This window comes from Antrihabitans stalagmiti (assembly GCF_016482825.1).
Taxonomy (GTDB): Bacteria; Actinomycetota; Actinomycetes; order Mycobacteriales; family Mycobacteriaceae; genus Antrihabitans; species Antrihabitans stalagmiti.
The window spans coordinates 1-19,551 of the sequence record NZ_JAEMNV010000014.1 but is presented as its reverse complement, the minus strand read 5'-3'; the positions used below and the strand labels follow the sequence as shown (position 1 = coordinate 19,551).

Here is a 19,551-nt window from a genome sequence, read left to right as displayed (position 1 = left end):
CAAAGTCATGGCTGATTCGGCCAATGTTTCCGTCGCCACTCCTCGCCCCGGAGGGGTAGGCGTTTTCTATCGGGCACCGCTCGGCACGACTGCGCCGACGGACGCCATCGCATCGCTGTCCAACCTGTTCAAGGATCACGGCTACGTCGGTGAGTCCGGCATCGTCAACTCCGCGTCGCGTGACGTGCAGAAGAAGAAGTCGTTCGGCGGCGCAACCGTCGCGACCCTCCAGAACGACTACACCGAGACCTATCAGGTGACGTTGCTCGAGGACAAGAACGCCGAGACGTTGCGGACTGTCTTCGGTGACAGCAACGTCGAGGTCGACGAGGACGGGTTCCCGATCAAGGTCCGGCACAACAAGTCGATCCTGCCCAAGTCCTTCTACGTGGTCGACACGATCGACGGCGAGGGCATGCTGCAGCGCGACCTGATCGAAATCGGGCAGGTCACAACTGTCGGTGACATCACCAAGGTGCATACCGACACCGTCGAGTACACGCTGACAATCGAATGCTTCGAGAACGCAGACGGTGACACCGTCGTCGAGCTCCGCGAGCCTCCGAGCGGTTCCAGTAGCGCGGTCCCGACCGTGACGGGCGTGACGCCGACGGGCAACTTCGGTACAGCGGGCGGACAGTTGCGGACGATCCGAGGCCGCGGTTTCGACGGCACAACCGGCATCACGATCGGCGGCACCGCCGTGACGGCGTTCCAGGTCTTGACCGACAACTCGATCAGCGTCATCACCCCCGCGAAGACGGCCGGTCCTCACAACGTGATCGTGACCGACGCCAACGGGCCGTCGGCGGCGTTCGCAGTCACGTACGCCTAAAAGTACCCACCCGGCAAGGTGTTTCACCCCTTGGACCGGGCCTGCCCTTGCCGGGTGGGTTCGGCTCGGTCCGCTACCCAACACGAAAGGCCCGGTCCTCACGCATGTCCGTTTACCGCGTTACTCCCGCGCACGATCCGTCGGTACAGGTCGAGTTCGAGGTGCCGATCAAGGGTCGGCAGAATCCGATCTTTTTCAGCGTCCCGAAGCTGCAGTATCTGCCGACCGACAAGGCTGACGAGTTCGAGGAATGGCTCAAGGAGAACAAGGACGGCGACGCGAAGTCTGATCGCAAGATGACGTTGAAGCTGATCGAAATGCTCGTCCCGAAGCATCTCGACGCGTTGTCGAAATTGACCAGCGGTGAACTCGACGACATCTCGAATCACTGGTTCGAGATGTCGAAGGTGACAGTCCCGGAATCCTAGGCCTCCGTCGATTCCTGAGCGATCAGGAGACTGCGGAGGCCGTGCAGTCCGACCTGCTGGAGCGCGGCTACACCTTGGATCGAATCGGCACGGCCGACCTGTCGTGGTGGGACGTGAAGTGCATTATCAAGCACCTCCCGAAGACTTCGGCGTTGCGGCAGTTGCGTTTCCCCGACGATGGCTGGAATTTGCAGGCTCACCTGTTGGCGATTGTCATCGACCTTCTGGCCGGCGCGAATTGGCAACGAGGCGGCGACAAGCACGCGTCGCGCCCGAAGCCGATGCCGCGACCCGGCGTGGGTGAAGGCAGAACCGCGTCGACTAAGTCTGTGGCGCAGCGGATTCCGTTGGACCAGATCAAACAACGCATCGCCAGTCGGCAACTCGCGCTGACCGCCGCGCTGTAAATCACCCGATGCATTCTCCCTGCCCGTAGCTGAAAGGAGGTCGAATCGTTGGCTTCCGAACTCGCCGTTGCCTATGTCTCGCTGGTCGCGGACACATCGAAGATTCCAAGTCAGATCGAGTCCTCCCTCAAGCAAGGTGCGCGTGGTGCGGATTCCGTCGGTCGCAGCATGGGTTCCAAGATTGCATCGGCGATGGGGTCGACCCTCAAGGCCGGCGCAATCGCTGCGGGCACAGTCGCAGGACTCGCGCTGAGCACTGCATTGACGCAGGGGATGAAGCGGCTCGTCGCGATCGACGATGCGAAGGGCAAGCTCGCGGGCCTGGGGCACTCCGCCGAGTCGGTTGCGGAGATCATGTCCTCGGCTCTCGCGTCGGTGAAAGGCACGGCGTTCGGACTCGGCGAGGCAGCAACGATCGCCGCATCTGCGGTGGCCGCAGGTATCCAGCCAGGCCAAGAGCTGACGAAGTACTTGAAGCTCACCGCCGACGCAGCGACAATCGCCGGCACCTCGCTCGAGGAAATGGGCTCGATCGTCAACAAGGTGCAGGCGTCGGGAAAAGTATTCACCGACAACCTGAATCAGCTTTCCGACCGCGGCGTGCCGATCTTCCAGTGGCTCCAAAAGGAGTACGGCGTCAGCGCCGACGAACTGTCGAAGATGGTCAAGGCCGGCGAGGTCGACTCGGAAACGTTCAAGCGGGTGATCGAGAAGAACATCGGCGGCGCGGCCCTGGAGTCCGGGAAGACGCTGCGCGGGTCGTTCGCGAATATGAAGGCTGCGTTCGGTCGTCTCGGTGAGGGGTTCCTGACGCCGTTCCTCAACGACGGCAAGGGCGGGCTCGGCAAGGTAACCGAGTTGCTCGACAGGATCACTCCGTCGGTGAGCGCGTTCGCTCAACGCACCGCGGACGGCCTGCATCAGATGTCGGCCGCGTTCAAATCCTCAGGCGATTCGATCGACGGCGAAGGAACACGCTGGGAGCGATTCGGCGAACGCGCCCGCAAGGTTACTGACGGCATCCGTGGCGTCTTTTCGATCCTCGCCTCGGGTGACTTCAAGGGTGCCGATATGACGTTCGGCCTCGAAGAGGATTCGAAGGTCGTCGATATTCTGTTCCGCATCCGCGAGGGCGCACAGCGACTCTTCGACGTCATCAAGAGTCCCTCGGCTGAGGGCTTCTCGAAGTTCTTCGACGTATTCAAGAGCAGCGGCACGGAAGTTGCCGACGGTCTGAACTCTGTTGGTGGTGCGAGCGATTCGGTCGGTGAGTCGATCGGCAAACTCGGCTCGGTCATTCAGGGCGCGGGGACGTCACTGCTTGATTTGGTGGGCAGTACGGGCAGTGTCGCGGTCGTTGGATTGCGTGCGCTCGGCAACATCATGGGGTTCTTTGCCGATCACACGACGGCGGCAACAGTTGCGCTCGCGGGATTGGCCGCTGGTTATGCGATTGCGCAGACCGCAGAGACCGCGTTCCATATTGCCCGCGTCGTCGCGGTGATTCAGGCGCCCGCGATCCTGGCCGGTCAGCTTCTGCTTACGCGCGCGCTCACCGCTCACACGATCGCGCTTCGCGAGAATATGGCCGCGCAAGGATTCGCGGTGTCGGTCGAGCGTCAGTCGATCGCGCAGCGGATCGCTGGTACAGCGACCCGCATACGCGACGCTGCCGCGATCAACGCGCAGACGACGGCTCTAGCTCGATACGCTGCGGTGCAGCGTGCCGCTGTGGCGTCGTCTGGTGCGTTTGTTGGGGCGCTCCGCAATGGCGCGGCGAACATTGCAACCTTGGGCGCCAATGCCCAGGGTGCTGGCCGCGCCGGTCTTTCTGCGATGCGTACCGGCGCAAGCAATCTGGCGTCCGCGCTCGGCGGCCCGCTCGTTCTCGGGCTCGCTGCCGCGGTGATAGGGATCATCTCGTTCAAGTCGGCGTCGGACACGCTCAACAAGAACATCGAGGCGAACCGAACGTCGGCTGAGCGATTCGGCGAGTCGATGCAGACATTCCGTCAAAGCCTCGACGAAGCGTTCGGTGACTCGGGCGGAACGATCGACCGCGGCGTCAAGTCGGTTGTCACCGATCAGCTTGCGGCGATCGATGACGAGCTCGAAGCGGCGTCCGAGCGATTCCCGTCGAAGTGGCAGGGCGTCGTCTCGTTCTTCAAGGAGTCGTTCAGCTTCGGCCAGGGCAATCAGATCGGCGATGCTCTCGAACTGACGGACGCGGCGAACCAGGCTCGCGCCGCGCAGTCGGCGCTCGAATCCCTTGATATGACTACCAAGGATCTCGGCGCGGCCGCGGTGGGATCGAGCTCGCAGTGGGACGATCTGCGCAACAGCCTGCTTGCCACAGGCGACGGTGGCCGTGTCCTGGTCGATAAGTACGACGAGGTTCGACGGGTATTCCTCGAATCGCAGTCGTCGGCGAACAAGGTCCGCGACGCGTTCCTCGAGATCAAGGACGGCGCGGTCGGTGCGTCAGCGGGCGTCAGTGGTCTCGCGTCAGCGCTCGGCCTCCTTCGCGATGACGAGTCGTCGGTAGAGGATGCGCAGCAGAAGGTCAACGACTCGCTCAGGAGCTTCAAGGAAGCGCTCAACTCTGGCGGCGCGGCGACCATCGATGCCGCTGGAAAGATCGACACAGCGACGGCTGCGGGGTCGCAACTGCGCGACACGACCAAGGGTGTTCAGCAGGCGTTCGATGAAGCGGCTGCTGCGGCGATCACAGCCGCGCAGCAACAAGGGCAGTCCTCGCAACAGGTCGCCGCCGCGGGTGTGGACGCGGGCCAGAGGGTGCGTGACTCGTTCATCGAACTCGCGACTGCGGCACTCGGCTCGAAAGAAGCGGCGGTCGCTCTTGCGGATCAGTTGAAGCTGTTCCCGGCGGAGATTCCGACGAAGATCAATCTCGATACGCAGACGCCGAAGAATGACATGCAGGAACTGCTGCAGGTACTGAGCGGCAAGTCGGTCACGGTGCCGGTTCATCCAGTCTTGCAGGACAACCCGGATCTCGGTTCGCAGATCAGTCCGCAGGTCGGCACGATCTTCGGGATCCCGCCGCGGCCGCGCGCAGACGGGGGGATCGACAACCTCCCTGGACAGGCCACGATCCAGCCTGGTCGCGGTGGCGGGCTCGTGCAGTGGGCGGAAGGTGAGACGGGTGGCGAAGCGTTCATCCCGATGTCTGCGGCGAAGCGTGGTCGTTCGACGAGCATCCTCGCCGAGGTGGCAAGCCGGTTCGGCTTCTCGCTGCAGAAGTACGCCGACGGCGGCATTCGCGCGGCGTTGTCCGCGGGCCGATCTGTCGACGGCAATCCGTACTCGTGGGGCGGCACCGGTCCAACCAACTTCGACTGCTCCGGATTCGTCGGCTGGTTGCAGCAGATCGCGATGGGCATCGTCGGCTCGACGAAGCGGCTGTACACGACACTGAGCCTCATCGGCGGGGCGACTGCCGGCCTCGTGTCCGGGCTCGGTCCAGTCGGCACCTTCTTCCAGGTAGGCGTGTCTGACGAGCACATGGCCGCAACGATCGACGGCCACAACGCCGAATCGGGTGGCGCGCATGGAACATCAGGCATCGACGGCGGTCGAGCTGGCGCGCGTGACTCACAGTTCCCGTACAAGTTCCACCTCCCGAACGAGCAGATCTCCAACCTCGTGCTCGGCACAGGCAGCGGCAAGCAGCGCGTTCAGTGGTCCGACGACGACGAAACCGATTTGAAGTCGGCCGAAGTCGCTGTCACACAGGCGGAAGAAGCGCGCGACAAGGTCTACGGTGACGACTCGAAGTCGGAAGCCGACAAGCAGCAGGCGGACCTGAAAGTCGAGAAGGCGCAAAACAAGGTCGTCGAACTCCAAGGCAAGAAGGACGACGCGGCTAGCGGCGTCGGAATCGCGCCGGAAGCGCCGGAACTGACGCGCCGCTACACCGATGACGAAGCCGCACGGATCGACGCCGAAGCTGCGGTCGAAGCGGCGAAACTGCGCCGCAACGACGTCTATGCCGATCCCGAAGCGACGGAGACTGATCGACTGAAGGCGGACGTCGAACTGTCGAAGGCGTTGGACGGTTTGACGAGGCCTACCGGGGAGTCGGAGGAGAAGGGCGTCAAGGGCGTACTTCGCGACTTGATCACTGATTCGGCAGGCATCCTCTTCGACGCAGCGTTGGAGCAACTTCCCTTCGACCTCGGTCAATCTCGTTGGTGGAGCATCGATTACTCGGCCTTCACGCAGAAGCCGAAGGAAGCAATCGGTTCGGTTCCTTCGTTCACGCAGAACGATGTGATGAGCCAGTTGGGATTCGATCCAGCGACGGGCATCCCGGCCTGGTTCGAGCAGTTGCGGAAGGGTGCGCCGGCAAAGCTTTTCGATCAGGGCGGCGTGATGAATCCGGGTGACATCGGCATCAATCTGCTCAAGAAGCCGGAGGCCTGGTTGACGCCGCTCGAGAAGGAGAATGTCGAGCGGATCGCGAATCTCGACATGTTGAGACTGCCGCCCTCGACGCCACAAGGCCCGACCGGTCCGCGCGTCCAAATCGACAACCACATCAAAGTCTCCGATGAGCGTAGTCAGATGCGGAAGTTGAAGACGCAGAACCAGCTCGTGTTCATGCAGTACGGCGGCGGTCTGTGAATCCGTCGATCCCGATCAAGATTATCGGCGCTGGAAACGGCGAAGAGGTCATTGTCAACGGTCCCGGTGCGCGCAACATCACCCTAGGCGAGGGGCAGGTCCAGGGGATCTACGAGACGCCGGTCGATGTGGAGTATTCGCGTGCGCGTAAGCAGCGGGGCGCGACGTTCAAGGGCTTGGAGTTGCCGGATCGTCAGATGACGCTCGGGTTCAATGTTGTTGGCGGGCATGGCCTCGAGTGGAGCGACGAGCATCAGTTTCTGCGGAGCTTGTTCACCTATCAGCTTGATCCGTGGTGGGACGAGGATGAGCTCGCTCGCATCGTGGCGGGTGTGAAGGACGACATTCGCGAGCTACATATAGCGATGTCGGAGGAGCCGGACTTCAATCCCGATCTCGATCCGGAGCATCAGCGTTACGGCAACGTCTTCTACAAACTGATTGCCGCGCAACCGTTGTGGGAGTCGCCCACTGAGGTGACGGTATGGGAGACGAGCGGATCGTCGGGGTCTGGCCTCATCCCCTGCTCCAATCCGACCGATCAGACCATGTATCAGACACTCAAGCTGACGCGCGGCATCTGGACCGCACCGGACGTGTCGTGGGTAGGTGCACCGCGGCGTCGTAAGCCCGGTGGTGTGTACGGGACACGCACGATTCCGTTGCAGCCGGTGACATCTCAGCACGGCACGGTGGAGATCAGCCTGGACCCGATGAAGGTGATGTTCCGCGACGCCGGTAAGTCGAACGTCACCGGGCAGGTCGGCGGCAACTATTTCTTCATGCACCCAATTCCGCCTCATACTCCGCTGACGATGTTGCCGATTTCGGTGACGGGTGCGCCTGCTGGTGGTGCTCGTGCTGAGTTGCATCAGCCGCGGTTGTGGGGTTCGTTCGTCGGCGGCTACTGATGGCGATCAATTTCGCTGCGTCGTTGAAGGATCAGATTCTCGAGGGTGCGTCGCTGATCGACGAGTTCGAGCATGATCTGGATCGGGAACGTAACGCAGACATCCTGATTCGGGCGTACGACGGTACGTTCACGTTGCAGCATGTCATCCGTTGCGATGACGGTATCGACTTGACGGAAATCGAGAACGATACCGGCACGGGGATGATCACGCTCGACGGTGATCACCCGGCGGCACCGTGGGCGTGGAAGTTGCGCGATCGGCTGATCTCGGGTCAGAAGATCGACATGTTCGTGCTGTTCGATTACGTCGGCAAACGGTACAGCGCGCGCGTCGATGACGTCGTGATGAAGGTCGACGATCTCGGCGTCGTGAAGATCGAGCTGATGCTCGAGCATGATTATGCGCTATTGAAGGCGCGGACGTTGTGGCCGACCCCGACGACGCCGGCGGGGTTTCAGCCGATCAAGGTGTTTCTGCTGGGTGGTCCGGCCGATTGGGCGGCTGCGACGGCGTTGTGGTTGAACTTGGCTCGCGCGCATGGGAATCCGGCTGGTCTTGGGTGGACGACTGACCCGATTTCGGTGACGACGGCGGACTACCGGAACTGGCCGATTGTGATCAAGCCGTTCAGTCATGCGCAGGCGAAGGCGTCTGGTGTGGTGTCGGGTTTGGTTGTGTCGCGGATGAAGTCGTGGCATGAGGCGTGTGCGGACATGCTCAACGATGCGAATGTGACGACGGTGGTGCGTCGGTATGTGCGGGGTGATCCGCTGCCGTGGCCGGGTGCGGTCTTGTCGTACGGCACGTTGGTGGTGAGCTTCGTTTTCCAAGGCGCTCTTGCCGATGAGGTGACGGGCGGGCTGTTCGAGGGTATCGGGCAGTTGATCCGCATCTTCTTGAACGCGGTGGTCGAGGGTATCGGGTTGGGTTCACCGTTGCCGGTGGAGACTGGGGAGCAGCCGATCACTGGTCAGCCGCCACCGCCTGCGTATTTCCAGCCGGGGACGATCGGGCAGGTACCGGATCATCCGTACGTGTTCTATCCGGCGAACTCTCCGGGGATTGCGTCGTTCGAGGCGCATCTGCGGAACGCGAAGTATTTGCGGTTCACTACGGGCGGGCATTCGGCTCCGGGCGTGAACGAGCTTCTGGGTGCGATCGTCCAGGCGATCGGCGATGCGTTTGCGGCAATTCCGTTTGTCCCACCCTTGGGTGGTGTGGCGGACGCGCTGCTGAAGCCGTTTTACGAAGATGTCGTTCTTGCGTTCATGACGGTGTACCTGTCGAATCGGGCGCAGTCGGTCAGCAAGTTCGGGCCGTATGAGACGTTCCTGCCGGGTTCGGACAAGGCGTACACGCTGACGGCGACGATGGTGTTGCGCACTGCGATTCTTGCTGCGGCCACGAAGTTTTCGGCTGCAATCGAGATTGTCGATGCTTTGCCGTGGCGTATCGGCGCAAACGGCCTGGGCGACATGGATCTCGGTACTCGAATCCTGATGCAGGCCCCGGTCGATTGGGATAACCGGATCTATTCGCAGCGGATCAAGAAGTTGCAGTTGGTCGCGTCTCCGGGTTCGGCGCCGACGTGGTTGCCGACTGTCGGTGCGATCGAGCCTGGCGAGGATGCGTTCGCAAAAGCTATGCGTCACTTGGCAAATCTGGTCAGTGGACTCACGCAACTCGGGCTATTTTGATGATGGGAAAGTGATGGCTGCCGAAGACAAAGGCCTTCCTGTTCGGGAGTTGTGCAACCTCGACGACCCCGAAGAAATGTTCCTTTGGGCGCTGCTCGGGTTGGATGACGTGAACGGCGCGCAGGTGATGGTGAGCTTCGATCATCTGCGGACGATCTCGAAACGGATATTCGAGGTCGGCGGTCGTCTTGTAGCCGATCCGGTGATCAAGTACCGGCCGCCGATCGCAGCACCGTTGACACCGTTCGACGGTCACGGGTCATGGGTGTCGGTGGATGAGCCTGACCCGGAACGTGATCCGTTGTCGGAGACGTTGGCGCAGATGAAACCGCATGTGCTCAAGGCGGTTGTCGATCGGACTCGTGAAGAGCACCCGGAGTGGTGGGACTGACCGGTGACTACTCCGGACGGTAACTTCCCTCCCGGCACGATCACTGATGGTGATTTGTCGCCACTGTCCGGCCTGACCGAGGCGTCCTGGCGGGCCGGGTTGAACATCACGGCGATTGCGCCATGGCAGAACGCGCACGAGGAGCTGCAAACCAAGGTCGTCGGTCCCATCGCCGGCCAGGCCGGTTCGATCGAAGGCCTCGACGTCCGCGTCACCTCCCTCGAAAACGGCGGAACGCTCTACACCTACCCATCGAATGGGGTGTGGACCAACCCCGGGCAGGGGAAGGTCGGCGTAGCGGTGGTCAATGGCGGCCAGTGCGGCGCGAATGGGTTCCAGGCCAATGCGAATACTGGCGGCGCGACCCCTGGATCACACGGCGGCTACCAATACCGCGAGTTTTTTTGCGAGGGCCTACCTGAGACGGTGCTCATTACCGTTGGCGCACCAGGGATTACAAACTTTCAGCTAGGCGGACTGTCGTCGTTCGGCGGCTTCCTGATCGGAACGTCCGGTACGCAAGGGTCGATGCTGACCAGTCGAGGCGCGGTGTCCTCGGCGTCGGCTCCCGGCGCTGGCGGTGCCGGCGGTGGAATGGTTGGCGACTCACTTCCCGGGCAGCGTGGCTTCAATGGGCAGGCGTCCGCTTTAGCACTTGGCGGCACGGGGGGGTCGAATGCTGTTGTTCCGCAGAGTGGTACGGACGGCGACTCCATCCCGCTCGATGGAATCACCCCATGCGGCGGAGGTGGAGGTGGCGGTGGCGGTTGCACCGTCAATATCACCGGCTCCGGCGGCGCGGGTGGCGCAGGCGGCGCGCCTGGCGGCGGCGGTGGCGGCGCTGGGCTACACGGCCAGTTCGGCTCCCCACGCCTCGGCGGACCAGGTGGAGCAGGTCGGGTCTACGTCATCTTCTCCCCAAGTTAAGGAGTCAAGTGTCCACTGCGCGTGTGCATATCGAATCGGTCGGCGGGTACAACGGTGACGCTCGATGCTTCGAGCTCGACCCTCCGTTCGTCGATCCCGATACGGCCCAGGAGATTCAGTACGTTGTCGTCGATGTGATCAAGGCGTATCGCGGTCACAGCTTCTCGCAAGCCATCGTGTTCGCCGCGAACGACAAAGGTCGTCCGTTGGGGCCGTCGATGCGGGCGATCGCGGACTACTCACACCCGTGGCAGGCAACGCACTGGCCTGTGCTCACACTGCTCGGATACGCGGTCGCCGGATGACGAACGACACGTACGCCCGTGAGGTTCTTCGCGCGGGTAGGGATCTCGGCATCACGGCGCGCGGGATCGTCATCGGGTTTGCAACTGTCAGTGTCGAATGCGACTGGATCATGTACGCGAATCGCGCCGATCCGGAGACGCTCAACTATCCACACGAGCGCATCGGCTCGGACTCGAAGTCATCGGGCCTGTTCCAGCAACAGCCGCCGTGGTGGGGAACCGCCGAACAGCGGATGAGCCCATACGGAAGTGCCCGCATGTTCTTCCAGGCGCTCGCGAACACGGACTACAACAACACGAGCCGATCGCCCGGTAGCTACGCGCAAGCAGTGCAGCGCAGTAGCTTTCCCGACCGCTACGACCAGCGGATGGGTGAGGCGCAGCAACTCTACGACCGCATCACCGCAATGACAGGAGGACCGAGCGTGCCCACCTACGACTATGGCATCACACGAGTGATGCACGGCTACAACGCAACCAGTGCCGGCATCGGCAACAGCAATGGCCCGCGCAGGCTGACGTTGTTCGGCGCCGCGCACACGCAGCAAGCCAAGAGCACGGCGGTGAACCTCGCGCAGTACTGCATCAACAGTGCGAACACCGCCAATCCCGTCGCCTACAACGTCGTCGTCGACGACAAAGACACGATCGAAGTCGTGCCCGTCAACGAAGGTCCCTGGGCCGCAGCCGAAGCCAACGACATCGCGTTCCACCTGTGCTTCGCAGGATCGTTCGCCGAATGGGACGCAGGCAAGTGGCTCTCGACCGACACGAGCGACGGACTCAACGAAGACGCGATGTTGTGGCGTGGCGCGAAGGCGATGGCCGCGGCGTGCTTGCAGTTCGGCATCCCCGCCGAGTTTGCAGGCGACGGCGGCCGCGCAGGTTGGCCGGTCAAAGCGAAGGGCATCGTCGGTCACCGCGACTTCGGTCGGCGCGGCGGCGGACACACCGACCCCGGCAACGGCTTCCCGATGACCGAGTTCATCCGACGAGTGCAGACATTCATCAACCCGCAGGAGGGCGAAGACATCATGGCCGCATTGACACCCGAGGAGCAGCGCGAACTGCTCGAGAACACGCGATGGATCAAGGCGCAGCTCGGCCCGAAAGATCCGAACTGGAGTGACGAGTCGTCGCTTGGCAAGAACAGCAAGGGCCAGGAGCGCACCCTGCGCGACGGCGTTGCCGCGGCGCTGCGGGCGAAGTCGTGACCACGCCCGACAATTCGGCACTCGCCGAATACGTGCAGTCGACCTCGATCTATAAGAGGTACGCGAAGGGGATCGCCGCGGCCGTCGCAGCGCTGATCAACCTCGTGTGGTTGCTGACTGTCCTGCCCGCCGGCCTCGTCCCGACGAACGTCGCGATCGGCCTGGCGCTCGCTGTGCAGGTCATCGGCGGCGTGCTCGGCGTCGTCGCGTTGCCGAACTCGCCGACGATCCGCCAGGCCGAGGAGATCGAGGCTTACGTCGGTCGTCATCGGCGGTCGTAATGCGGAGACTCTTCGCGCAACTCGCAGCGTGGATCGACTCGGAATCCGTTCGGCACTACCAAAACATCATCTACGCGGCCTATATATGCGCGGGCGCCCATGCGATCATCTCGAATCCTCCCGGCGCCGTGACTCGCGTGATGGGCGAAATGTTCGACGCAATATGGACGGCAATGCTGATCGTGTGCCCGCTACTCGGGTGGCTCGGCAACTGGCTGCGGCACCGCAATCTGTCGGGCCTGTGGGTCCAGCTCTCCGGTGACCTCGGATTCACCTTCGCCACATGGGCCTACGTCGCGGCGATCGTACAAGCCACCTACGCCAAGAATGCGACGTTCGCAGCGTGGATCGGCGCGGCGATCGGCATCTGCGCGATCGGCGTCGTCGTTCGAGACATTCGGCTCCTGCGGCACGTCGTCGTGCGAATGGCCGAACTCGATCGAGAGGACGACGCCCGATGAACTTCTCTCAGATCGCCGTGCAGCTCGGCGTCCCCGGCATCATCCTCGCGCTCATCGCGGCGGTATCGGTTCGCCGGCTGAACCAAGCGAACTACGCGAAGGTCATCAACGAGATCAGCGTCGGCATCGCGACCGACTTGCGCAAAGAGGCAAAGGAACTGCGCGAAGAGAATCGCAAACTCGACGAGAAGGTCGACGAGGTAAGCGCACAACTCGGGCGTCAGGCGCAGCAACTCGAAGGGCAGCGCGAGCAGCTCGACGGCCAACGCGAGCAGATCAGCGCGCTCGACGGTCACGTCGTCGAACTGTCGACTCAGTTGCGCATCGCGATTCCCCTACTCGAAGAGCGAGGGCACGACGTCGACCAGATGCGGGCCGCACTACGACACGCACGGGAGTTGTGACCAGTGACCATACTCTTCGAGCCCATAGGCAACATCGCGCGCGAAATCGGCGTGGATACCGTGAAGTTCGGAATCCCACGCGTGCGGCTGAGCTACGACGGCACGGCCATGATCGTGAAGACCCCCTATCGAGCCCCTGTCACCAACGGAGTGATGACGACGAAGGACCTCGACCCCGGTCCGGCCGACGTCACGATCGGGCAAGAGACGCGGACGATCGACATTCCCGACTCGGGGATACCACTTCGGCTGCAACCCCTCTGGGATGCAGCGGAGCCGCAACCAGAAAACCCTGACGGATTCGTCCGCAACGCAGGCGGATTCGATCGGGTCCAAGTGATGACCATGAGTCAGTTCACGTCCCAGGAGTCGCCAGACCCGAACACCACGTTCATTCTCTTCCCCGACTAAGCAACTCACCCGCAACCCCCAACCCCCGAAGGCCACTGCCTGTCGGGTTCTTCGTCGTTCCCGAAACGGTAAGGAGTCTCCAATGGCAGTGTCAGCCAAGCTATTCGGCAAGTTCCCAGTCAGCGCGTTCAACCAAGAGGTGAAGCTCTCGACAGACGCCCTCAAGTGCGCGCTGTTCACGTCGGCCGCCACCATCAACCAGGACACGATGCAGTACTTCGCTGACATCACCAGCGGCGAGGTTGCCAACGGAAACGGTTACACCACGGGCGGTGTCCTGCTCACCAGCGTCCAGGTCACCTACGACGCGGCCACGAATACCACCAAGGTCGACTGCGCCGATCCAGTGTGGAACTCCTCGACGATCACCGCCAACCGCGCCGTGTTCTACGACTCCACACCCTCGACGAACAAACCGCTCATCGGATGGGCCGACCTCGACGGCGACAAGTCGTCGTCGAACTCCACCTTCACGGTGCAGCTGGACTCGAATGGCCTCATCAATACGCAGGTGGCGTGATGACCGAGCCGACCGAGGTGCCCGTATTTCAGCTCGTTCTCACGGCCGATGGGTTCGTGACTCACGCGGACGGCACGACCGATGCCGACGACACCACTACACAGGAGGACTGACCGATGACTGTCGGACTGCACACCGTAAACCTCGTCAACAAGCAACTTGATCACCTTCGTGGTGGCACGGCATTCACGCAGCCGTCCGGGCTATACGTGAAGCTGCACATCGGCGATCCAGGATCGGCTGGTACTGCGAATCCGAGCGCTGTCACAACCCGATCTCAGGCAACGTTCTCCGCTGCCTCCGGCGGGGCAATCGCAGTCACCGGCACGCTGCCGAACTGGGCGATGACCACCGGCGAAACCCTGTCGCACATCAGCGTGTGGGACGCATCCACCTCGGGCAACTTCCTATGGTCGGCCGCCCTGTCATCGACGCGCGCGGTCGTCAACACCGACACCTACACGCTGAACACTCTCAGTCTCGCGTACGCGCCACTGGCTGCCTAAATGCTGCAGTGGCGGCGATGGACCGACGAAGCCGACCGATCGGACGGCGTCCTCGGGTCCGACTGGGTCTACAAGAACGGCGCAGTCAACCCCCGAATCGCATCAGGCACGATCAACGCCAATGCATCAGGAGTGTTTCCCGCTGAGTACAAGCGCCTGCTCGCGAGCGCGGATCAGTACGTGGCAACGACGATCGAACAGATCAGTTCGACGTCGAACTTCCTATTCCTCCGGGGGAGTGGCACTGCAACATCGGGAACCTTTCCGCTGCTGACAATCTCGACGGCGGGCAGTGAGATCGCCACCGCCACATCGTGGGCACTCGCCGGCTACACAGCCAGGGCGTCGCAGGCTACCGCGATCGCCCTCTTCGACGTCATCGAGTTCTTCGTCGTCTCGAACGTGTACTACCAGTTCGTCAACGGCGTTCAACGCGGTTCGTCATGGCCGGACACCACTCCGATCGCGAACCAGACGGGCCGCTACGCCGGACTGATCGCGCAGAACAACAACACGACCCGCTTCGGCCGGCTCACGGTCGGCGACCTGCGGCCATCAAAACTTGCCATCCCAACCCAGTCCGTTAATCGGTCCGGGTCTTACTGAAAGGCGGCTGCAGTCATGGGCTCTCGTCGTAGATACATCGTGTGGAACGGCGCCACAGCGGCGCTGACCGCCTTCCTTGCTCCCGTCACCACCGGCACGTCGCTCAAAACGATGCTGCAGGTCAAGCCGACAACCAACATCTCCGTCATCGCCTGGGGTTACAGTTTCGACGCCGTCCCGACGGCGCAGGTGAAGGTCGAGCTGATCACCACCGGAACCGTGAACGCAACCGTAACTGCCTACGCCGCAGGCGATGTCGTGAAGTACGACGACGCCGGTACCGGCGCGTCGGCGATCTCGCTCGGCACCTCAGCGTCCGGCTTCACATCGAGCGCCGAGGGCACCGTGACCGCGTCACGACTCCTCGCGGGCGGCTCGACGTGGGCGCAGCAGTTCTCCGAGCAGTTCCCGCTCGACCGTGAACCCGGCGTCGTCGCCAACGACATTCTGCGGATCCGCGCCACCACGTCGGTCGCGATCGGGATGTCGTGCTGGCTCGCGTACGAGGAGTAGTCCGACTCATCCCGACGATTGCGAGGTGAGTCATGCCACGGATAGGTAGATCGCGCCCAGTTTCGGCGTACCGCCCTCACGTCTCCGAGACGGAATCGACGTCGGTCGACTACACCGGCGACGCGAATCTCGTTGCTACGGCGACGCTCACCGCGGACGGTGTGCGCGGGACAAGTTCCGATGCCTCCACCACGGGCACAGCAACACTGACGGCTGCCGGTACGCGCAACACGAGCGCGGGCGCGTCTACCACTGCCACAGCTACGTTGGCGGCCGAAGGTGTGCGCGCTACGGCGGGCGGCGCGTCGACGACGGGCACAGCCACGCTCACCGCCGCAGGCACGCGAGAAACCAGCTCGGGCAGCTCCACAACCGGCGCGGCCACGCTGACCGCTAGCGGTGCAGTTGCCGCACAGGGCAGCTCGTCGACCACCGTGACCGCGACTCTCACAGCAGATGGACGAGTGGCGACCACGGGTGCTGCGACCCTCACCGCGACAGCAACACTCACCGCAGACGGCATAGTAGGTACCCCGCCGAGCGCGGCCGACACGATCGCCGTCGCAACGCTCACCGCTGACGGTGCGATCGGCGCACTCGGCTCCGCGTCAACGACCTCCACGGCGACATTGACGGCGGCCGGAACCCGAGGCCACATTGGCGGCACATCGGCAACGGGAACCGCGACACTCACCGCCGATGGCACTGTCGCATCCGGCGGCTCAGCATCCACGACCGCAACAGCCACGCTCACCGCCAGCGGATCAGTCGGCCTCGTCGGCGGCGCGAATACCACTGTTGCAACAGCGACACTGACCGCCGCAGGCGGTCTTCAAGCACTCCCGAACGGCTTCATCCTCAAACGCGGACAATCCCCGCTGATGATCGTCCGCAACGGCATCCCAGCTCTCGCGGTCTACTACGGCTCCCGGATCATCTGGGACGGCACGCGGCCGGTCATCGTCGGAATCCCCACCGCGCAAGCCACCGCGCACATGCCCGCACCGACGACCATCACAGGCGCAAGTGCGGCAATCCCGCCGATGATGGCCACCGCGTCGATGCCCGAACCGACTGCGATTGTCAACGCGCACGTGGTGATTCCCGTTGCGACCGCCACTGCGTCGATGCCCGCACCGACGATCGTGGTGCCCGTCGATACGCACATTCCCGTCATGTCGGCGACAGCATCCATGCCGACACCGGGTGTACTCATCACCGACACCGCGATCGGTCAAGCGCCCACGATGTACGCGACCGCGTCGATGCCTGCGCCGTCGGCTGTCGTAAATGCAGGCGTCGCAGTGCCTCCGATGACCGCGACCGCGTTCATGCCCGCGCCGACTGCCGGCATTCAGACGAGCGTTGTCATTCCGCCGATGGCGGCAACAGCGTCGATGCCCACACCGACGCCGGCCACTGGCGCAACAACGGCGATCCCGCCCGCGCTCGCGTCCGCATTCATGCTCCCGCCGACCGTTGTAGCCGGCGCGAACATCATCATCCCGCCGATGACGGCCACCGCAACAATGCCTGCGCCGACCATGACGACGACAGTCGCAATCTCCGACACCCTCAACCGGCCGGATGGCCCGCTTGGACCAGATTGGGTGACGATCGGGCAAGCCCCGGTGATCAGCGCCCAACGTGCACAGGGTGGCACGACGGGTGCATCGAACTCGACGACAGCGTATGCGGCTCGTCACGTCACCCCGCTCACTCAGGCTGATCAGAAGGTCACCGCATGGGTCGCGAAACCTGCTGGCACACAGGCGTATGCGCAGGGCGGTGGCGGATTCCTGCGCTCGACAGCGGACGGGCAGAACCGCGCCGAGGTCTATGCGACCATCTCCGGGACGACGCACACGATCGGAATCAAGTCCTACGTCGGTGGTGCTGGCACAGTGCGCGCGTCGAGCACCGCATACAAGCTCGACATGCTCCCGGTGTCCGGTCAGTTGCGACTGTGCCCGTCAGGGTTGGTGCTTCGTGCAGTCGGCAACGTCTACACCGTGTGGCTGAACAACTCTCCGACGACGATCTCCTGGACGGACGTAGGCAACATTGTCTCGCAGTCCAACCGTCACTGGGGGTTCGTCACCTACACCACCGAATCCAGCACAGGCACCGCAACCTACTCGATGGCGATCGCGCGGATCGACGCCGAAGACTACTTCCCGACGACGCCAGTGTGGGAAACCTACGAGTGGATGCAGCCAGGCTGGGGCAACAAGACCAACGGCTTCGGCTACTACACCGGAAGCTCGACGACCTTCCACAACGGCATCGACCTCACCACCGGCGGCACCACAGGGCGGCCGATCTACGCCCCCGCCGATGGCATCGTGCTGCTCGCGGGCGGTCCTAGCGTCATGGGCTCGGCGTACGGCAACGGCGCGTCCATCTGGCACGAAGGCGACATCTGCACCGACTACGCCCACATGGTCAACCCGCCGCCGTTGGTCGCGGGGCAGGTCGTCACCCGCGGTCAGGTCATCGGCAACGTCGGATCAACAGGCAACTCATCCGAACCTCACCTGCACTTCGCGGTTCGCCGCGGTTCGTACCCCTTCAATGGCAGTGCGGGCGCCGGCACCGACGACAAGTGGCTGATGGACACGCAGTTCCCGTACGAGGATCCCGAAGCCTTCCTGCGGCAGGTCGGCGTCACCATCAACTGGGCCGTCAATCCAGGCTAAGGAGGGGTTATGTCGGACGAACGCGACGAGCACGAACAGGTGTGTTACGGGCCGATGCGGCTGATGCTTCCGTTGCCGATCGAAGCGCAGCAGGCGGAGGGGCCGGAGCAGTACGACCTAGAAGAGCAGGTCGCCGCCGAGTAGCTTCTGTGCTTCGACGCACGAAATCACCCTCGTCTTGCTGCACGCCACCGACCAGTTCTCCCCGAAAACAGCCTGCTGAGTGACCGACGCTTCGCGATCGGCGAAGAGGTTGCGTTGCGCGTTCAAGTCGGTTGGCGTGTCGTACACCGAAAACACGATCAGGTTATTGATGTCGCCGCATCGCAGTTGGTCGCTGGCATACGCGGGGTCAAGGTCGCGCGAGGTCGGACACGACGACGCGCCCGCATCAACCCAATCGTCGACGAGCGTCTGCGCGGTCGCGTATTCCTGTTTCCCGTCCCGTTGGGGCTCGTCGACCGAGTCGCTGCCACCGCACCCTGCAACGGTGATCGCCAGCGCCGCAATAACTACAACTATTCGCATGATTCCCCCTCGGTATCCCGACCTGAAACTAGATCTGCGACGGAGGCTTCCTGGTTTGCTTCTTCTCAGGAGCCGGCAACCCCGCTTCGCCAAAGCCTGAAGCTTTGCCGACTTTCCAGGCGAGCTTGCACGTGAAGATCAGCACGAGCAGTATCCCGGCGATTATCAACCACGTCGTCATGAATTGAGTATGGATCAGCGCCCCCGACCCCACAGTGGGTTGGGGGCGTTTTTGTCGTCGGCGACCCGAAACGTGTTCGAACATGCGTGCTAATCTCAGGGGAGGTGGTCGATGGGGCTGACGAGGCTCGGGAAGCATCGGCCACCATCAAACGTCCGATCAATCGCCAAGGGACGGGCCGTGTTCGAGACTTGGCCGTACGTGTTCGAGCCGCCGCCGCGGCATGTGGTGGATCCGCCCATGTCGGTATCGGTGAACCTCGCTGTGGCGATCGCCCGGATACCGCCGCGTCACAACAGTCGGCCGCTGCGTGTCCGTGCAGAAGGCCTATCGCTCGACGAGGTTGTCCCGGGAAAGTTGTGGGCGTGGGCGCGCGTTTCGACGGGGGAGTGGCTCTGTCTCTTAAGCTTCCGTGCGCCGACGGGCAACGGCAAGGCGTACCTCGAGATGAAGCAGTGGTGTCCCGCGGAGTCCGCTTCGCCGGTCACGTGACGAATGGTCGCGTGTTGCGGCGTCTGCCCACATTTTGCCCACAGCTGAACGACAAAACCCGGTGAAACGAGACAAGCCCCGGTGGACTTAGGGCAGGTCAGACGATGTATCGGCCTGTCTGCCAGCACCTTTGGTCGCCCTCTCAAGGCGGTAGCGCGGGTTCGAATCCCGTCGGGGCTACAAC

At 63.0% G+C, this 19,551-nt stretch carries 23 protein-coding genes and 1 tRNA gene; 22 read left to right on the top strand and 2 right to left on the bottom strand.

All coding sequences use genetic code 11. The features are described from left to right. Positions 1 to 7: 7 nt before the first annotated feature. From JGU71_RS28195 to JGU71_RS30295, 20 genes are all read left to right on the top strand, one after another. Positions 8 to 835 (top strand): IPT/TIG domain-containing protein, encoded by an 828-nt coding sequence (locus JGU71_RS28195; RefSeq protein ID WP_199708480.1) that lies wholly within the window; start codon positions 8 to 10, stop codon positions 833 to 835. Between the two features lie 104 nt (positions 836 to 939). Next, positions 940 to 1,263 (top strand): hypothetical protein, encoded by a 324-nt coding sequence (locus tag JGU71_RS28190; protein ID WP_199708479.1) that lies wholly within the window; start codon positions 940 to 942, stop codon positions 1,261 to 1,263. 41 nt (positions 1,264 to 1,304) lie between these two features. Further along, entirely contained in the window at positions 1,305 to 1,670 is a 366-nt protein-coding gene (locus tag JGU71_RS28185) for a hypothetical protein (RefSeq protein WP_199708478.1), read from the top strand. A gap of 48 nt (positions 1,671 to 1,718) precedes the next feature. After that, positions 1,719 to 6,317, top strand: coding sequence for a tape measure protein (locus JGU71_RS28180; protein WP_199708477.1), 4,599 nt, complete (start codon positions 1,719 to 1,721; stop codon positions 6,315 to 6,317). Further along, complete coding sequence (locus JGU71_RS28175; RefSeq protein ID WP_199708476.1) at positions 6,314 to 7,228, top strand: hypothetical protein; 915 nt, start codon at positions 6,314 to 6,316, stop codon at positions 7,226 to 7,228. The genes JGU71_RS28180 and JGU71_RS28175 overlap by 4 nt, the downstream gene beginning before the upstream one ends. Continuing rightward, positions 7,228 to 8,928 (top strand): Gp37-like protein, encoded by a 1,701-nt coding sequence (locus JGU71_RS28170; RefSeq protein WP_199708475.1) that lies wholly within the window; start codon positions 7,228 to 7,230, stop codon positions 8,926 to 8,928. Before JGU71_RS28175 ends, JGU71_RS28170 begins: the two co-directional genes overlap by 1 nt. Before the next feature lie 13 nt (positions 8,929 to 8,941). Continuing rightward, entirely contained in the window at positions 8,942 to 9,319 is a 378-nt protein-coding gene (locus JGU71_RS28165; RefSeq protein ID WP_233530235.1) for a phage gene 29 protein family protein, read from the top strand. Between the two features lie 3 nt (positions 9,320 to 9,322). Next, positions 9,323 to 10,246 (top strand): hypothetical protein, encoded by a 924-nt coding sequence (locus JGU71_RS28160; RefSeq protein WP_199708473.1) that lies wholly within the window; start codon positions 9,323 to 9,325, stop codon positions 10,244 to 10,246. Positions 10,247 to 10,254: 8 nt separating this feature from the next. After that, complete coding sequence (locus JGU71_RS28155) at positions 10,255 to 10,551, top strand: hypothetical protein (protein ID WP_199708472.1); 297 nt, start codon at positions 10,255 to 10,257, stop codon at positions 10,549 to 10,551. After that, the gene (locus JGU71_RS28150; protein WP_199708471.1) at positions 10,548 to 11,765 is read left to right on the top strand and encodes a peptidoglycan recognition protein family protein; all 1,218 of its coding nucleotides are present in this window, start codon (positions 10,548 to 10,550) and stop codon (positions 11,763 to 11,765) included. Before JGU71_RS28155 ends, JGU71_RS28150 begins: the two co-directional genes overlap by 4 nt. Next, a complete protein-coding gene (locus JGU71_RS28145) occupies positions 11,762 to 12,046 on the top strand; it encodes a hypothetical protein (protein WP_199708470.1) in 285 nt (94 codons plus the stop codon). Before JGU71_RS28150 ends, JGU71_RS28145 begins: the two co-directional genes overlap by 4 nt. Further along, positions 12,046 to 12,507: a hypothetical protein gene (locus JGU71_RS28140; protein ID WP_199708469.1), complete on the top strand. Its 462-nt coding sequence runs from the start codon at positions 12,046 to 12,048 to the stop codon at positions 12,505 to 12,507. Before JGU71_RS28145 ends, JGU71_RS28140 begins: the two co-directional genes overlap by 1 nt. Further along, positions 12,504 to 12,911: a hypothetical protein gene (locus tag JGU71_RS28135; protein ID WP_199708468.1), complete on the top strand. Its 408-nt coding sequence runs from the start codon at positions 12,504 to 12,506 to the stop codon at positions 12,909 to 12,911. Before JGU71_RS28140 ends, JGU71_RS28135 begins: the two co-directional genes overlap by 4 nt. Positions 12,912 to 12,914: 3 nt before the next feature. After that, a complete protein-coding gene (locus JGU71_RS28130; protein WP_199708467.1) occupies positions 12,915 to 13,322 on the top strand; it encodes a hypothetical protein in 408 nt (135 codons plus the stop codon). Positions 13,323 to 13,404: 82 nt separating this feature from the next. Next, a complete protein-coding gene (locus JGU71_RS28125) occupies positions 13,405 to 13,842 on the top strand; it encodes a hypothetical protein (RefSeq protein ID WP_199708466.1) in 438 nt (145 codons plus the stop codon). A 116-nt stretch (positions 13,843 to 13,958) separates the two neighbouring features. Then, positions 13,959 to 14,348, top strand: a complete 390-nt coding sequence (locus tag JGU71_RS28120) for a phage tail fiber protein (RefSeq protein ID WP_199708465.1) — start codon at positions 13,959 to 13,961, stop codon at positions 14,346 to 14,348. Beyond that, entirely contained in the window at positions 14,349 to 14,954 is a 606-nt protein-coding gene (locus JGU71_RS28115) for a hypothetical protein (protein WP_199708464.1), read from the top strand. Positions 14,955 to 14,969: 15 nt separating this feature from the next. After that, positions 14,970 to 15,467, top strand: coding sequence for a hypothetical protein (locus tag JGU71_RS28110; protein ID WP_199708463.1), 498 nt, complete (start codon positions 14,970 to 14,972; stop codon positions 15,465 to 15,467). A 32-nt stretch (positions 15,468 to 15,499) separates the two neighbouring features. Beyond that, positions 15,500 to 18,166 (top strand): M23 family metallopeptidase, encoded by a 2,667-nt coding sequence (locus JGU71_RS30490; protein ID WP_199708462.1) that lies wholly within the window; start codon positions 15,500 to 15,502, stop codon positions 18,164 to 18,166. Positions 18,167 to 18,175: 9 nt separating this feature from the next. After that, positions 18,176 to 18,310, top strand: coding sequence for a hypothetical protein (locus tag JGU71_RS30295; protein ID WP_267908492.1), 135 nt, complete (start codon positions 18,176 to 18,178; stop codon positions 18,308 to 18,310). On the opposite strand, the gene JGU71_RS28100 is transcribed toward JGU71_RS30295, so the two are convergent. Next, positions 18,284 to 18,694, bottom strand: coding sequence for a hypothetical protein (locus tag JGU71_RS28100; RefSeq protein ID WP_199708461.1), 411 nt, complete (start codon positions 18,692 to 18,694; stop codon positions 18,284 to 18,286). The two genes, JGU71_RS30295 and JGU71_RS28100, sit on opposite strands and share 27 nt — an antisense overlap. A 28-nt stretch (positions 18,695 to 18,722) precedes the next feature. Further along, positions 18,723 to 18,875, bottom strand: coding sequence for a hypothetical protein (locus JGU71_RS28095; protein WP_199708460.1), 153 nt, complete (start codon positions 18,873 to 18,875; stop codon positions 18,723 to 18,725). A 180-nt stretch (positions 18,876 to 19,055) separates the two neighbouring features. Between JGU71_RS28095 and JGU71_RS28090 the strand changes: the two genes are divergently transcribed. Both JGU71_RS28090 and JGU71_RS28085 read left to right on the top strand, forming a co-directional pair. Continuing rightward, complete coding sequence (locus JGU71_RS28090; RefSeq protein WP_199708459.1) at positions 19,056 to 19,367, top strand: hypothetical protein; 312 nt, start codon at positions 19,056 to 19,058, stop codon at positions 19,365 to 19,367. 74 nt (positions 19,368 to 19,441) lie between these two features. Beyond that, positions 19,442 to 19,547: transfer RNA gene (locus tag JGU71_RS28085), tRNA-OTHER, on the top strand. Positions 19,548 to 19,551 lie beyond the last annotated feature (4 nt).

Bases quoted from the DNA above. Each gene is read 5' to 3' on its own strand.
- JGU71_RS28140 (WP_199708469.1), top strand. From the start codon at position 12,046: ATGCGGAGACTCTTCGCGCAACTCGCAGCGTGGATCGACTCGGAATCC.
- JGU71_RS28170 (WP_199708475.1), top strand. From the start codon at position 7,228: ATGGCGATCAATTTCGCTGCGTCGTTGAAGGATCAGATTCTCGAGGGT.
- JGU71_RS28135 (WP_199708468.1), top strand. From the start codon at position 12,504: ATGAACTTCTCTCAGATCGCCGTGCAGCTCGGCGTCCCCGGCATCATC.
- JGU71_RS28165 (WP_233530235.1), top strand. From the start codon at position 8,942: ATGGCTGCCGAAGACAAAGGCCTTCCTGTTCGGGAGTTGTGCAACCTC.
- JGU71_RS30490 (WP_199708462.1), top strand. From the start codon at position 15,500: ATGCCACGGATAGGTAGATCGCGCCCAGTTTCGGCGTACCGCCCTCAC.
- JGU71_RS28190 (WP_199708479.1), top strand. From the start codon at position 940: ATGTCCGTTTACCGCGTTACTCCCGCGCACGATCCGTCGGTACAGGTC.
- JGU71_RS28100 (WP_199708461.1), bottom strand. From the start codon at position 18,694: ATGCGAATAGTTGTAGTTATTGCGGCGCTGGCGATCACCGTTGCAGGG.
- JGU71_RS28120 (WP_199708465.1), top strand. From the start codon at position 13,959: ATGACTGTCGGACTGCACACCGTAAACCTCGTCAACAAGCAACTTGAT.
- JGU71_RS28110 (WP_199708463.1), top strand. From the start codon at position 14,970: ATGGGCTCTCGTCGTAGATACATCGTGTGGAACGGCGCCACAGCGGCG.
- JGU71_RS28095 (WP_199708460.1), bottom strand. From the start codon at position 18,875: ATGACGACGTGGTTGATAATCGCCGGGATACTGCTCGTGCTGATCTTC.
- JGU71_RS30295 (WP_267908492.1), top strand. From the start codon at position 18,176: ATGTCGGACGAACGCGACGAGCACGAACAGGTGTGTTACGGGCCGATG.
- JGU71_RS28125 (WP_199708466.1), top strand. From the start codon at position 13,405: ATGGCAGTGTCAGCCAAGCTATTCGGCAAGTTCCCAGTCAGCGCGTTC.
- JGU71_RS28150 (WP_199708471.1), top strand. From the start codon at position 10,548: ATGACGAACGACACGTACGCCCGTGAGGTTCTTCGCGCGGGTAGGGAT.
- JGU71_RS28115 (WP_199708464.1), top strand. From the start codon at position 14,349: ATGCTGCAGTGGCGGCGATGGACCGACGAAGCCGACCGATCGGACGGC.
- JGU71_RS28195 (WP_199708480.1), top strand. From the start codon at position 8: ATGGCTGATTCGGCCAATGTTTCCGTCGCCACTCCTCGCCCCGGAGGG.